This window comes from Chlorogloeopsis sp. ULAP01, from assembly GCF_030381805.1.
Lineage (GTDB): Bacteria > Cyanobacteriota > Cyanobacteriia > Cyanobacteriales > Nostocaceae > Chlorogloeopsis.
Genome location: NZ_JAUDRH010000007.1, coordinates 433569 through 447457, shown reverse-complemented (window position 1 = coordinate 447457; position 13889 = coordinate 433569). Strand labels below are relative to the sequence as shown.

Here is a 13889-nt window from a genome sequence, read left to right as displayed (position 1 = left end):
TGCGGTGGTGAACCAGCACTCTTGGCGGGTTTCCAACGGACAGTTCCTACAACGGGGGAGAACCTCCGAAGTCGCCACCCTACGGGAAGCCGCCCTCCGGGCGTCTACAACGGGGGGCTTTGGGGCCCCCACGGAGTGGGGTTGGGGGAAAACCCCCGCACGGCGCTTCTGTTGGCAACGGACTGTCCTCCGCCGCAGGTGACTGGTGTAGACACGTAGACGGACGTAGTCCGGCTTCTCGCAGAGTAGTGGATAAGCGAAAGTAAGGGTTTCCCGGCATAAAGGGCGTAAGCGCCCTAGCGGGTTAAGCGCGTCGAGTGCGACTGGCGTCAAGTGGCGTCACCTGCCGTGGACTTAGATAGATTTTTTCTGGTTCCCCCCTTTTTTCAAGGGGGGTTAGGGGGGATCGAATTCTATGCAGCCTCATAAAGAATTGGTATTAGCTTGCTTACGTTTCAGGTGGTGGCTTTTTTAAGGTTATCTGTGAAAATCAAGAATTATAAGATTGTTTAATCACTACTAAGCGCTGCATAAAAATGTCCACTTTCAGCAGCACTACCAGAATTAGGCTGGTTTAATAGCATTGCGCGTGTTCGGGTTCTGGCTATACTTAGTCTGTATGAAAGCGCCTCGGAGGGATGCGAAGATTGTTTACAGTGGCTCAAGCAAACCGTTATGTTTCCTTAAATTGTTCGATAGGCTTGTCCATAGCTGATATCTTAAGTAACCAGAATAATTGAAGTAGAAGCATGAAAATACTGGTTACAGGCAACTTAGGAATGATTGGAGTAGCCGTTGAAAAAGTTTTACGCGATGATGGGCATGAAATCATCGGCTTTGATATCAAGAACGGGCAAGATATTCTTAATCAACAGCAAATTCGAGATTACATTCAAGGTTGCGAAGTAGTTGTACATCTAGCAGCATTGCTTGGGTATTCGGAGGATAGTGCCAACGATATCATGGCTGTCAATCTTCTAGGTACCTGGAATATTCTTACAGCCGCATTGGAGGCAAAAACTAAACGTATTGTATTCTTCAGTAGTGTGGATGCATTGGGAGTATTTAAAGGCGAAAAAAAACCAGACTATCTTCCACTTGATGATGCCCATCCTTGCTATCCAATGACTCCTTACGCCATCTCCAAAAGGCTTGGTGAAGAAATGTGCCGATTCTTCACAAATAGTACAGGTATTCCGACGATTTGTCTGAGACCTCCCGGTGTGTTTGACGCAGAGACTTATGAATTTATCATTTCTAACAGATCTGCTAATCCTGACTTTGAGTGGAACCCATTTTGGGAGTATGGTGCATTTCTAGATGTGCGGGATGCAGCAGAAGCGGCAAAATGTGCGTTAGAGTGTCCCAACCCTGGCCATGTTACTTTGCTGCTGTGCGCAGACGATATTTCTTCAGCGTCTCGGACAAGTCGGGAAATGGCTCAATCAATTCATCCAGATGTGGAATGGCGAGGTGGACAAGAATATGAAGAGCAGCCTTACAAAGCTCTTGTTGATACTAAACTTGCTAAAGAAGTGTTGCATTGGATTCCACGTTACAAATGGCGTTCTGATGAAGCATCACCCTTTACTGTAGAGATGGAAAGCAACAGCAGCATCAAAAGTCGATGAGGCGGACAATTGGAAAATATTGGCGAGGTTGCCAAAGTTTTCTTCTACCACTTATTTTAGCCGTTATCAAGAGTTTACCAAAACTAGGCGATCGCTTAACAAATGGAGGTCATATGATTACCGATATTCTTGATCTGGGTGAGCAAACGAAACTGCGGGGGCAGGTAGTTGTACTCGGCTCAGGGATCGCGGGTGCCGAGGTGGCAACTTACCTCGCGCGTCATGGTCGAGAGGTGGTAGTTGTGGAAAGTGGGCGCGATCAATTCGATCCATCGATTCAGGCATTGAACGATGTGATCTTTGTTGGCAAACGCCATCGCGAACTAGATCCAGATTCTTACTACCATCGATATTTGCCACCCGAACTACGCGGAGTCAGCCGCGTGCGTCAGTTTGGTGGCACAAGTAACGTCTGGACAGGTAAGTGGAAATACTTACAACCCTCAGATTTTGATGGTAGACTTTGGGTTGCCAATAGTGGCTGGCCAATAAGCTTCGCCGATCTCTTGGAGCACTACCGTTCGGCGGCAAAAGATTACGGCTTCGGTGATTTAGAGGCAGAAGCCATACGTCCTGAAATTGCGGCTCTCAGAGCAAAGCTCGCGGCAGGCGGTTTGAAGATGAGTAGCTTTTATTGGGAGAAGACACCCACGCGCACGGCGGTACGATTTGGTGAAGAGATGCGCCGCTCAAAAAACTTGCACGTGATACTGGGTGCGACCGCAACTGAGTTAAGACTCGACGATTCCTGTCAACGTGTAACCACAGTTGTTTGCCGCTCACTCGAAGGTCGAGAACTTATAGTCGAGGGTGAAGTAGTTATCCTTGCAACTGGAGCGTTTGAAACTGTGCGTCTTCTACTAGCCTCAAACCGTCAACTCCCCAATGGAATCGGTAATGAGCACGATTTAGTTGGTCGCTTTTATACTGACCATCCTAAGCACCATACCGGAACACTACAGCCAGGTTCCTTAACTCGACAGTATGCCCATGAACTTCAATATGCGCCAAAACCACGTTTCTGCATATGTTTTGCCTTGGACGACGCAACTCAGCAAGAGCAAGAACTGCTTGAGCATGTTTTATACCTGAAACCAATCTACGAAAAGCCAATGGATCGCCTGTGGCGAACCTTACGGGGTTATCCTGCTTGCCGGGACGGTAATGGTCGGGTCACCACCTACCGAGTCAAGTTTGTGACCGAGCAGGTGCCACATCAGGGCAGTCGCGTTAAGCTGGGAACAGAATACGACGCACTAGGTCAAAGAAAGCTGGAGGTAAACTGGTGCTTTACCGATCAGGATCGGCGTTCGATGGCAAAGACGCTGCAACTGTTGACACAGAGGTTTGCAGAACTGGGACTTGGAACCTTTGACTTTGGCAACGATCCACCGTGTTTGGAAACCATGACCGATGCAGCCCACCAAATGGGTACCACTCGTATGGCCAGCCGACCCGAAGAGGGTGTCGTTGACACTAATTGTCGAGTGTTCGGTACCGATAATCTCTATGTAGCCAGTTCGGCGGTGTTTCCGACTGGGCCATCGTACTCACCCACCTTCACAATCCTGGCACTCGCGCGCCGCCTCGGTCAGCATCTGCTTAAGACAACACCAATATCAACAACAAAACTTCATGTGTAACTACTGAGTTTGTAGTTCCATTGAATTTTAAGCTAGGGAAGAGACGTTGCCAAGAACGGCAATCAGAAAGGTGCCGGACTGCTGTCTTGGCCAAAATTAGCTCCTGCAAAGTTCGACATGATGATGTTCAAAAATGACGGCAAGGCGAAGATGCAAACCGACCCTTGACGAGAGTGCCTCCCCTGGTGGAGCTAGAAATTTATGCCAAGCACGATCGCTCATCATCAAGTCTAATCGCTCGATTAAAAACCCTAAGCATAAGTGCAAAGAATGCGATCGCTTCCAACTTAAATCCACCATGACAACCTTGAAACATAGCGAGTAGTTTTTGCTCGTATTGCATTCAATTTCTCGTCCCAAACCGATATTTAAAAACTCTTGATCTAGAAACACGTGTTGTATAAAAAATCGGTATTTGTTGAGAAGCAGTTATTTTTTTCTTAACTATCAAATGAGTTAAAGAAGCTTCAACCTCATCTATACCCATATCTTTTAAATAAAGCTTATTTTTGAAAAAATACAACATCTTGTTCAACCAATATAAGTTTCATCCGGATTATAGGAATAATATTTGAGGCGAATTAAATTTTGAAATACTTTCATCAACTTCTTCGCACATCTCTGCATAAATTAAGATTTAGAAAAAGTTTGTATATTTCCTTAATACAGAATGATAGGCGGAAAGTTTCTATATATTTATGTCAATTCAGGTAAATCAGTTGAACGTTTTTGTATATTTTTAATATTCCAATAATAATTTTATATCATGACTTATCAGTTCTACATTTCAATTACTGGAACACTTAGCAATTTTATATGTAGAAACTGTTAATACAATCAATATTCTGATAGTAAGAGGAGAACTTTTAATAATGGTTAGTCAAAAAACGATTGAAATAGTTAAAGCAACTGCACCGATTATTAAAGAAAAAGGTGAAGAGATTACTAGGCGGATGTATCAAATTGCATTTGAAGAGCGACCTGATTACAAACGCAGCTTTGAAACTACTTGGATGCAGCATCTAGACGGTTGTGGGCAAGCACACAAGTTAGCTGCGGCTGTTTATGCCTATGCTACCCATATTGACCGCTTAGATGAGTTAGCTGTGGCGGTAGAGACAATTGCCCATCGTCATGTAGAGACTCGCATACTTCCTGAGCAGTATCCGCTGATAGGTGAAAAGCTTTTGCAAGCTATGAAAGATGTTTTGCAAGATGCCGCAACTGATGAAGTTATCTTGGCGTGGGCTGAAGCCTATGATGCTTTAGCAAACATCTTTATTCAAAAAGAGAAGGTGATCTACAAACAAGAAGATCAAGAACTAACTGAGCGATTGGCAAGAGCTAACAACCTTGGTGCATCGGACTGACCGAAGCATACTAGCAAACTGCCTGTAATACCAATTCACTATTGGGAGCAGAAGCACAGGGTGGGGCAATGCAATATACTTGCTGGATATTCGTCTCCCACCCTATTGCCCAATCTAAAGTTGAGTTTATTCCAGCTTCAATTAACCTTTCATTAGCCAGGTATGCAAACCTGCGGGTGCTTGCACTTTGGCTAAACTTTGTTGCAACTCATCGCCTTCTAGCACTTCTTTCTCTAACAAGATTTGGGTCGTAGACTCTAGCAAGTCAAGGTTGAGTTGCAGAATTTTCAAAGCCATATCATGAGCTTTATCGATGTTCTGCTTAACTTGACGATCAATCTCTGCCGCAACTTCTGCACTAATTGAGCGTCGAGAACTGCTGCCTTGCAGGAATTGTGCTGAATTCTTTTCAAAGGCAATTGGCCCAAGGGTATTGCTCATGCCATATTGAGTGACGGCACGCTCGGCTAGATCCGTCGCTTTTTGAATGTCGTCGCTGGCTCCTGTAGAGACTTTACCGAAGACAATTTCCTCTGCCGCTCGTCCGCCAAGTAAGGTCGCAAGCTGCCCACGTAATTCATCTTCTAGCAGCAAGAAGCGATCGCCCTCTGGCATTTGCAAGGTATAGCCCAATGCTCCCAATCCACGAGGCACGATCGAAATTTTGGAGACCTTAGCGCCACTGGGCATAAGTGCGCCAACAAGAGCATGCCCAACCTCGTGATACGCTACTGTCTGCCGTTCTAGGGGAGTGAGAATCCGCGATCGCCTTTCCAATCCTGCAATCACCCGTTCGATCGCCTCTTGGAAATCACTCATGAAAACTACCTGATGATTTTTGCGGGCTGCCATCAGCGCCGCTTCATTGACAAGGTTGGCTAAATCTGCACCAGCGAAACCGGGAGTTTGGGCAGCGATCACCTCTAGCTCCACATCTTTACTAAGGGACACTGATCGCGTATGCACCCGCAGAATTTCTAATCTGCCGCTTTTGTCGGGGCGATCAACCAAAACCTGGCGGTCAAAGCGACCAGGGCGAAGTAGGGCAGGGTCAAGGATTTCAGGACGGTTCGTGGCTGCAATTACAATTACGCCATTATTACCATCAAAGCCATCCATTTCCGTCAGCAATTGGTTCAAAGTTTGTTCCCGCTCATCATTGCCACCAATAGGATTGTTGCCACGAGTTTTGCCGATCGCATCCAGTTCATCAATAAAAATAATGCAGGGAGCCTGGCGCTTTGCTTGGTTAAACAAATCACGTACCCGCGATGCACCCACACCTACGAAGACTTCAACAAATTCCGATCCAGACATACTTAGGAAAGGAACCCCCGCTTCGCCAGCAACGGCTTTTGCCAACAGAGTCTTACCTGTTCCGGGAGGCCCAACCAACAGCACACCTTTGGGGATTTTCGCCCCAATCTTGCGGTACTTTTCGCCATTGGACAGAAAGTCAACAACCTCTTGAAGTTCTTGCTTGGCTTCATCTGCACCCGCCACATCTGCAAAGGTCGTACCTGTCTTGCCCCGACTGTAAACCCGTGCATTACTTTTACCCATGCCCATGCCAACGCCTACACCACCACCTGCATTGGTGAATTTTAAAAGCCATGCAAAAATACCCACGAGCATCCCGGTAGAAAGGAGTAAGCCGATGATGCCTGCGGCGTTCGCAGAATTATCAGGGATGGTAGCAAATTCTACATTATAGCTGTGCAAAAGTCTGGAGAGATCCTCAATTTGTCCAGAGAATTCAGTGTAGTAGCGCTGGCTGCCAAATTCAGGTTTGAGAGTGTATTCAATGCGATCAGGCTTTATGGCAACCCATTGTACCTGAGAAGATTTGACCTGCTCAATAAATTTATTGTAAGCCGATTGTGAACTGGTTTCCGTCTTCATAGAACCGATTCCTAGTGGGGATGAGGAGAACATTAAGAAGTCGGAAATCTAGATTTATTTCACATTCGGACTTCTTACTATCTTGATTTTGCTGCAACTGCTTTAGAGGCAACAGATGGGATTACTCCACTGTTTTTAGGGTTTTCCGAATGCCACAAGAAAATTGTTTTTTCGCGATCGCCCAATTGAAAACCTTCACTAGTGAGAAGAATGCGATCGCCTCAGATTTCCAATCTGATCAAGATTTGAGATGTAGTTAAACGTTGTATTATGCATGAAAGTAGTTTGTAAGTCTTTACAGCAATGGAAAAAGTCCTGATTGTTACAGGCGGTAGTCGTGGTATTGGTGCTGCTACTGCCTGTCTTGCTGCCGAGCGAGGTTATGCTGTTTGCATCAATTATCTTCGCAATCAAGAGGCTGCAAATCAGATTGTCGATTCTATTAAGCACAGTGGAGGTAGAGCGATCGCAATAGCTGCTGATGTTGCTTCCGAGACGAATGTGATTCATCTATTTAATCAGGTGGATCAACAGTTAGGAAAAGTGACTGCACTTGTCAATAATGCTGGAATTCTGGAGCCGCAAACAAGAGTAGAGAATATGGATGCTGCTCGCTTGCAGCGAATTTTGACAACAAATATCATCGGAAGTTTTCTGTGTGCAAGAGAAGCCATTAAACGGATGTCTACCAAACATGGTGGTAGAGGAGGAGCAATTGTTAATGTCTCCTCAGCAGCTTCTCGTCTCGGTTCTCCTGGTGAGTATGTAGACTATGCTGCTTCCAAAGGAGCAATTGATACAATGACGATTGGGTTAGCAAAGGAAGTTGCCGATGAGGGTATTCGTGTGAATGCTGTACGTCCGGGTTTTATTTACACTGATATTCATGCAAGCGGTGGTGAACCAAATCGTGTGGAGCGAGTCAAAGAATTTGTCCCCATGAAGAGAGGTGGGCAAGCAATTGAAGTTGCAAAAGCAATTTTGTGGTTGCTTTCGGATGAGGCTTCGTACACAACAGCTTCTTTTATAGACATTAGTGGGGGTAAGTAACCGCAGCCTACAGTCCCCATGCACGCGACTAGCCGCCTTCTCATCGGTATAACGAACTTACCGATGCTGCTGGGAGAAATTCAATTAATTCGCCACCTGATTAAATATTGTTTTGAAGCCAGCGCCGAGAGGTTGTCTGCATCGGCTCAACTGCACGACGTTTAATTCGCTCTATAGGCTTTTGGTGTCATGCCTGTAAATTGCCGAAACTGTTTGCTCAAATGGCTGTGGCTGTTGAATCCACACTCTAAGGCAATGTCCATAATTGATAGATTAGTTTGTTTCAACAACTGCTTTGCGCGTTCTATCCGTTGCTGGATTAGGTATTGGTAGGGAGCCGTACCGAGCGATCGCTTAAACAGATGGCTGAAATGAAATTGGCTAATGTTCAGTAACTGAGCTAAATCTACAAGCTTAATGTCTTGATTGAGATGTTCGTTGATATATTCCAAGACTTGCAGTAGTTGGCGCTCAGATAACCCACCCTCGTATGTTTGAATATAAGGTTTAGCGGCAACATATTGTCTGAGCAGATGCACTGCCAGAACATTTGCCAGTGATTCAATGTAGAGCCTCCCGCCTAGATTTTCCTGTTGCAGTTCACACAGAAACATCATGGCGATCGCCTCGATCTGAGAATCACGAATCCGAAATTCGGGCAGTAATTCCAGCTGCTCTGGATTCATTGCTAGAGCTTCTGTGGCAACGCTCTGGATAAAACGAGACGCAATCCGAATCTGCAAGTAGTGATCATCTTTTTCCCAACGTGCAAAAAGTGGCGTCTTTGCAGGTGTTACAGAAATATCACCTTTCGTGTACAATCCTGTGTGGGTTTTGTCCCCTTGAATTTGCAGCAAGCGAATGGGATGGGGAGCAAGAGACAGATAAATCGTATGTTCATCGCTGTAATGACACCTCGCCTCACCTGGAGGTTGTTGAAATTCCTCGACGAGAATATTTTCCCAGCCCTGAGCCTGGCTAGACAAGATGGGCAAGTAGGTTGTTTCTGTCTGATCGGTGGCTGGATTTGTCATGATGCAAAACCCAATTTAGCTAATTTGAGAATAGGGGCTAGGGGCTAGAGACATGAGATTTTCACTGATTTATTGTGGGTCAAATCACATGGGTGTTTGATTTAATTGTATTTACTTTGGGAGAAATTCTGAGCTTACAGACTGAAAACTAGTAGCAAGATTTTGATAGTTGCACAGGAATTAGATAGCCCATGACAGGTAATTTATCTAAGCTGAAATAGTGATTGTTCGTGAGGAACTATGGGATATTTATTACACATTAATTCTAGTTTGCGTAGTGAGAGTTGGCGAAGTTACTTGAAACGAGAATCACGCTCTTAAAAGACTCACAAGAGAATTTATTGAGGCTTGGAAGTTGTCTAATATCATCACTTATCGAGTTCGGCAGCTTATAAAGTAGAGGGAGCAAAGAATATGAAGCTACTTATTTTTGGAGCAACAGGCAGCATAGGGCGCCAGCTTGTTAAGCAAGCTCTTGAGCAGGAATACACTGTCACGGCATTTACCCGCGATCCTGCAAAGCTCGACATCAAACACCCAAACCTGAAGATTGTTCAGGGTGATGTCATGGATCTTGCATCTGTAGAGAAGGCATTACAAGGTCAAGATGCAGTCTTATGTGCGATCGGAGCAGGTAAGAATGGGACAATCAGATCACAAGGGACACGACATATTATCCACGCCATGGAGAAAGCTGGCGTTCAGCGTTTGATCTGCCAAACGACTCTTGGGATTGGGGATAGTTGGGATAATCTCAACTTTTTTTGGAAGTACATCATGTTTGGGGTTTTCCTGCGTCAAGCATATGCAGATCATGTGAAGCAAGAGAACTACATCAAGCAAAGCCACTTGAACTGGACAATCGTTCGTCCGGGAGCCTTCATAGATGGGAATCGCACCGACACGTATCGGCATGGTTTTCCAGGCACCGACAAGACATCAAAACTCAAAATCTCTCGCGCCGATGTCGCCGATTTCATGTTAAAGCAATTGACGGATGATTCATACCTTCACAAGACGCCTAGTGTATCGTATTAAATGCTTTTGTGATGACTTTTTCTAGCCCGTCGATAGGTATTCAAAAGTCAAGTAAACTAAAGTTATCATCAGCAGGTACGATATCCATCGCGAGCCAATATGAATATTCAAGCTGCATACGATAGTTGGTCGGCTACATACGATGCTGATGAAAACCTGACGCGCGATCTGGATCAAGTAGTCACCAGAGAAACCTTAATGGGTTTAAGGTATAAATCAGTGGTTGAAATTGGCTGTGGTACAGGTAAAAATACACTTCTACTTTCACAAATAGCTGAAAAAGTCTATGCAATCGATTTTTCGGCACCAATGCTCGAAAAGGCAAAAGAGAAAATCACCTCATCCAACGTGATATTTGTTACAGGAGATATCACGAAGTCATGGGCTTGTAGCAATGAGTCTGCTGATTTGATTACCTGTAATCTCGTTCTAGAACATATCGAAGACCTCTCATTTATATTTTCAGAAGCATTTCGTGTATTAGTAAAAGGAGGATATTTCTTCATTTGTGAACTCCATCCGTTCAGACAATATCGAGGAACACAAGCTAATTTTCAAAGAAATCAAGAAGTGATTAAAATTCCAACATTTGTGCATCATATCTCAGATTTTTTTAACACAGCAAAAAATCATAATTTCATGCTAGAGGACTTCAGAGAGTGGTGGCATAAACAGGGGCAAAATAAACTACCCAGACTCGCATCATTTTTGTTCAGAAAGTGAAGGCGCTATCGAACAGTATGCACTCCAAAGCTAAATGCTTGTTGAAACTCAGACTAGACGTTTGCGCGATCACCTCATTAATTTAGCAGTTATAATTTTTGAAGTGAAAATTCATATCGAATTAATGAGGACAGTGAATGGAAGTTTTCTTAGCTAGTATTCAACATCTTGAGAGTTTGTCGATACTGTTTGATCGATATCGTGTTTTTTATCAGCAGACATCAGATGTTGAAGCTGCCAAGAAGTTTTTACAAGAGCGTTTCAATAATAATGACTCGGTTGTGTTTGCAGTTGCTAATAATGGGGAAATAGTTGGATTTACTCAGCTTTATCCTAGCTTTTCTTCGGTATCCATGAAACGGATATGGATATTAAACGATTTGTATGTGGAAGAGTCGCATCGCAGGAAAGGAATCGCAAATTTACTGATGAATGCTGTCGAAAAGTATGCAAAGGAGAGCGGTGCAGTTCGAGTCATTTTAGCTACTCAAATTTCTAATACAAATGCACAACAACTCTACGAATCGCGGGGGTACACTAAGAATAAAGAATTTTACCATTACGCTTTGCAGTTGCAGTAGTAGCAATACAACCCTGTTTTTGTAGCACTTTGTAGAAAATAGTTATAGAGTTTTATGGAGATTAAAAGACTCCAAGAAAATGATTATCCACTACTATCGTCTGCTATCCAACTTTTGATACCAGAAGTGAATCGGGTTGGTAGTATAGCTAGCAATGCGCATTTGATGCGAGCCTTGGCAGATAAAAATTGCTATTTTATTGTTTGTTTGATTGACTCATCTCCAGTTGGATATTTAAGCGCCTTTCGTTTTCCTGCTATAGAAAACGATGTATTTTACGTCTACCTTTACGACATCAGCGTAGATGAAAAACTCAGAAACAAAGGGCTAGGTTCACGAATGATAGCAGAACTAAAGAAGTATTGTAAGGAAGATGGGGTTGAGCACATATGGGTTGGAACATCATTAGAGAATGAGGCTGCACGGAAAACTTTTGAGAACACAGGCGCACAGAAAGTCAGTGAAACCTACATTGAATACATCTACAGGATTAACATCGAGGTGTGATTCACACTAGTAAAAGAATATTTACAACGCTCTGCGAGATGATGGTGTTTATCTGATGCAGGATATCCAACCCCACGATTTCATGAACGACTATTACATCATCAAAAAATAAAACAACCGTTTATGTGCAAACTCTACGCGATCGCATCACTTTCCCAAATCCGAAGCAACCGCAATTTATTACGCTCTAATAGCCAATCTCTCTCTGGCTGGGGAATACTTACTCCTCAACACGATTGCTTTGAACAGTGATTTGGATTAGATGCTCAAGCATTCACACTAAATCGAGAGGATCTCAACCAAAAACAACTCTACTTAACTATGGTGTGATCGCCAAGCAAGAATTCCCGATTATAAGATTCAGCGATTGCTAATTTTACCTGTCACAACTAGCAGTACTCATTCGTCTCATCTATGAAAGCCTATTTTATAAAGAGGTTGCCGAGATGCAGAGCCGAATGGAGCTGGGAAAAACCAATGCAGCCGCTTATCAAGCGATGTTGCACCTGGAACGGTATGTTCGAGCCAGCAGCATCGAGCCAACACTGCTGGAACTAATTAAAATTAGAGCATCACAAATTAACAGTTGTGCATTTTGCATCGATATGCACACTAAAGATGCCAGAGTTAATGGGGAAACTGAACAACGGATTTATGCTCTCAATGCGTGGCGGGAGACTCCATTTTTTACCCCAAAAGAACGGGCAGTTCTTGCCTTTACAGAAGCCGTTACTTTGATTGCAACTGACCATGTTTCAGATGAAATCTACAATGAAGTGAGCCATTATTTTGCTCAAGATGAAATAGCAAACCTGTTGATGGCGATCGTCACGATTAACGGCTGGAATCGGATTGCAATTACCACTCGTATGCTTCCTGGCAGCTATGAGCCGCAACCATTACAGGAGAGAAAAACGGCTCTTGAAACACTTTCTGCGTAAGTAACCTGGGGGAGTGAAAACCTTTTTCATTCTCCTAAAACTATTCAGTCATATCAATACACGCTCAGGGAGTAGTAAAGATGCAACGCATGATTCGATATGCCACTATCGCTGTCATTATTCATGCTATTGTCGTAGTCTTGCATGGTTTAGCCCACAAGAAAATACCCGTTCCTTTATCTGCGCTGCAAAGTCTATTTGTCGTTTCTATCATTGTGTTAGCTCCGATCGCTGCCATGATTTTACTTTGGACATCATTTCAGCAGGTTGGTAGCTGGTTGTTGCTGAGTTCAATGGTTGGAGCATTTCTATTTGGTCTCTACAATCATTTCGTTGCGATCAGTCCCGATCATATCTCCCAAATTCCATTTACTGGTTGGGGTGTCCTCTTCCATATCACTGCTATTCTTCTATTCTTGACAGAAGGACTTGGATGTGCATTAGGCGCATGGTCATTGAGTACTCTACAGCAAACAGAGCAGGTTTTATGAGTCATCTCGAAACCTTCAACCAGCATCGTCCTCTTTTATTTGGGATTGCCTACCGGATGTTGGGAACGGCTACTGATGCTGAAGACATGGTACAAGAAACCTTCCTGCGCTGGCAGCAAACAGCAGAAGACACGGTGAAATCTGCTAAAACTTATTTGTCAACAATTATCACCCGCCTGTGCATTGACCATCTGCGCTCTGCCCGTGTGCAACGAGAGCAGTACGTAGGGTCGTGGCTACCTGAACCGATTATAACTCAACAATCCGATGATCCAGCTGCTCTGTTAGAGTTGGCAGATTCCCTTTCGATGGCGTTTTTAGTGATTCTAGAACGCTTATCACCCATCGAACGAGCCGTATTTCTGCTGCGGGAAGTTTTTGAGTATGACTACGACGAAATTGCTCAGATGGTAGGGAAAAGTCCAGCCAACTGCCGCCAAATTCTGCGGCGATCGCGCCAGCATATCACTGCTCAACGTCTTCGCTTTCCGGTTTCCCATCAACAACAGGAGCAAATTACAACAAAATTCCTAGAAGCTTCAACCCAGGGTAATTTGCAAAGTTTGCTGGCACTTCTAGCAAAAGATGTCACTTATTGGTCGGATGGCGGAGGACAGGTTGCTGCTGCCTTAAAACCGCTACAGGGATCAATGAAAGTCGCCCGGTTTTTGCTGGCGATTCGCAGCAAATGGCTTGCTGAGGCGGTTAATCACATCATCGACATTAATGGACAGTCTGGCATAATCACGTTCGTTAATGGTTGCATTCACAGCGTAACGACATTTGAAATTGTGGATGGCTATATTCAATCTGTCTACACTGTCAGGAATCCAGAGAAGTTGAAGCGAATTATGGCAAATTCACCTTCATGAAACTTTACTCATAAAGTTTAAGGTTATGAGAGGCTATAGCCCCCGCCTTTTTAAAAAAGTCGGGGAGATGAACAGTACTACATTCACCGGACACGAGATGGAATTA

General features: G+C 44.1%; 17 protein-coding genes. 14 read left to right on the top strand and 3 right to left on the bottom strand.

The window, feature by feature from the left end; genetic code table 11:
- From QUB80_RS16785 to QUB80_RS16775, 3 genes are all read left to right on the top strand, one after another.
- Window positions 1-219 (top strand): hypothetical protein (locus QUB80_RS16785; RefSeq protein WP_289790650.1); only part of this gene is annotated, 219 nt, incomplete at its 5' end.
- A gap of 530 nt (window positions 220-749) precedes the next feature.
- Entirely contained in the window at window positions 750-1631 is an 882-nt protein-coding gene (locus QUB80_RS16780; protein WP_289790649.1) for an NAD-dependent epimerase/dehydratase family protein, read from the top strand.
- Complete coding sequence (locus QUB80_RS16775; RefSeq protein WP_289790648.1) at window positions 1628-3274, top strand: GMC oxidoreductase; 1647 nt, start codon at window positions 1628-1630, stop codon at window positions 3272-3274. Before QUB80_RS16780 ends, QUB80_RS16775 begins: the two co-directional genes overlap by 4 nt.
- A 96-nt stretch (window positions 3275-3370) precedes the next feature.
- Here QUB80_RS16775 and QUB80_RS16770 read toward each other — a convergent pair whose 3' ends face one another.
- A complete protein-coding gene (locus tag QUB80_RS16770) occupies window positions 3371-3667 on the bottom strand; it encodes a hypothetical protein (RefSeq protein WP_289790647.1) in 297 nt (98 codons plus the stop codon).
- Window positions 3668-4146: 479 nt separating this feature from the next.
- Here QUB80_RS16770 and QUB80_RS16765 point away from each other — a divergent pair, with 479 nt between their 5' ends.
- On the top strand, window positions 4147-4644 hold the full coding sequence (locus tag QUB80_RS16765; RefSeq protein ID WP_289790646.1) for a globin domain-containing protein: 498 nt from the start codon (window positions 4147-4149) through the stop codon (window positions 4642-4644).
- A 141-nt stretch (window positions 4645-4785) separates the two neighbouring features.
- On the opposite strand, the gene ftsH is transcribed toward QUB80_RS16765, so the two are convergent.
- Window positions 4786-6546, bottom strand: coding sequence for an ATP-dependent zinc metalloprotease FtsH (ftsH, locus tag QUB80_RS16760; protein WP_289790645.1), 1761 nt, complete (start codon window positions 6544-6546; stop codon window positions 4786-4788).
- A gap of 303 nt (window positions 6547-6849) precedes the next feature.
- On the opposite strand from ftsH, the gene QUB80_RS16755 reads away from it, so the two are divergent.
- Together QUB80_RS16755 and QUB80_RS16750 are read left to right on the top strand one after the other, a co-directional pair.
- On the top strand, window positions 6850-7596 hold the full coding sequence (locus QUB80_RS16755) for an SDR family oxidoreductase (RefSeq protein WP_289790644.1): 747 nt from the start codon (window positions 6850-6852) through the stop codon (window positions 7594-7596).
- 18 nt (window positions 7597-7614) lie between these two features.
- Window positions 7615-7761, top strand: coding sequence for a hypothetical protein (locus tag QUB80_RS16750; RefSeq protein WP_289790643.1), 147 nt, complete (start codon window positions 7615-7617; stop codon window positions 7759-7761).
- On the opposite strand, the gene QUB80_RS16745 is transcribed toward QUB80_RS16750, so the two are convergent.
- Window positions 7758-8630, bottom strand: coding sequence for a helix-turn-helix domain-containing protein (locus QUB80_RS16745; protein WP_289790642.1), 873 nt, complete (start codon window positions 8628-8630; stop codon window positions 7758-7760). The genes QUB80_RS16750 and QUB80_RS16745 overlap by 4 nt on opposite strands.
- 414 nt (window positions 8631-9044) lie before the next feature.
- Here QUB80_RS16745 and QUB80_RS16740 point away from each other — a divergent pair, with 414 nt between their 5' ends.
- The 8 genes from QUB80_RS16740 to QUB80_RS16705 all read left to right on the top strand — a co-directional run bounded on the left by QUB80_RS16740 (window position 9045) and on the right by QUB80_RS16705 (window position 13783).
- Entirely contained in the window at window positions 9045-9668 is a 624-nt protein-coding gene (locus QUB80_RS16740) for an NAD(P)-dependent oxidoreductase (RefSeq protein WP_289790641.1), read from the top strand.
- Between the two features lie 99 nt (window positions 9669-9767).
- Complete coding sequence (locus QUB80_RS16735; RefSeq protein ID WP_289790640.1) at window positions 9768-10391, top strand: class I SAM-dependent methyltransferase; 624 nt, start codon at window positions 9768-9770, stop codon at window positions 10389-10391.
- 137 nt (window positions 10392-10528) lie between these two features.
- Window positions 10529-10972 carry a GNAT family N-acetyltransferase gene (locus QUB80_RS16730; protein WP_289790639.1) on the top strand — a complete coding sequence of 148 codons (444 nt, stop codon included), beginning with the start codon at window positions 10529-10531 and terminating at the stop codon, window positions 10970-10972.
- A gap of 54 nt (window positions 10973-11026) precedes the next feature.
- On the top strand, window positions 11027-11479 hold the full coding sequence (locus QUB80_RS16725; RefSeq protein WP_289790638.1) for a GNAT family N-acetyltransferase: 453 nt from the start codon (window positions 11027-11029) through the stop codon (window positions 11477-11479).
- 123 nt (window positions 11480-11602) lie between these two features.
- On the top strand, window positions 11603-11731 hold the full coding sequence (locus tag QUB80_RS16720) for a hypothetical protein (protein ID WP_289790637.1): 129 nt from the start codon (window positions 11603-11605) through the stop codon (window positions 11729-11731).
- Window positions 11732-11925: 194 nt separating this feature from the next.
- Window positions 11926-12420 (top strand): carboxymuconolactone decarboxylase family protein, encoded by a 495-nt coding sequence (locus QUB80_RS16715; RefSeq protein ID WP_289790636.1) that lies wholly within the window; start codon window positions 11926-11928, stop codon window positions 12418-12420.
- Between the two features lie 80 nt (window positions 12421-12500).
- On the top strand, window positions 12501-12911 hold the full coding sequence (locus QUB80_RS16710; RefSeq protein WP_289790635.1) for a hypothetical protein: 411 nt from the start codon (window positions 12501-12503) through the stop codon (window positions 12909-12911).
- Complete coding sequence (locus QUB80_RS16705) at window positions 12908-13783, top strand: RNA polymerase sigma-70 factor (RefSeq protein WP_289790634.1); 876 nt, start codon at window positions 12908-12910, stop codon at window positions 13781-13783. The genes QUB80_RS16710 and QUB80_RS16705 overlap by 4 nt, the downstream gene beginning before the upstream one ends.
- The last annotated feature ends 106 nt before the right edge of the window (window positions 13784-13889 follow it).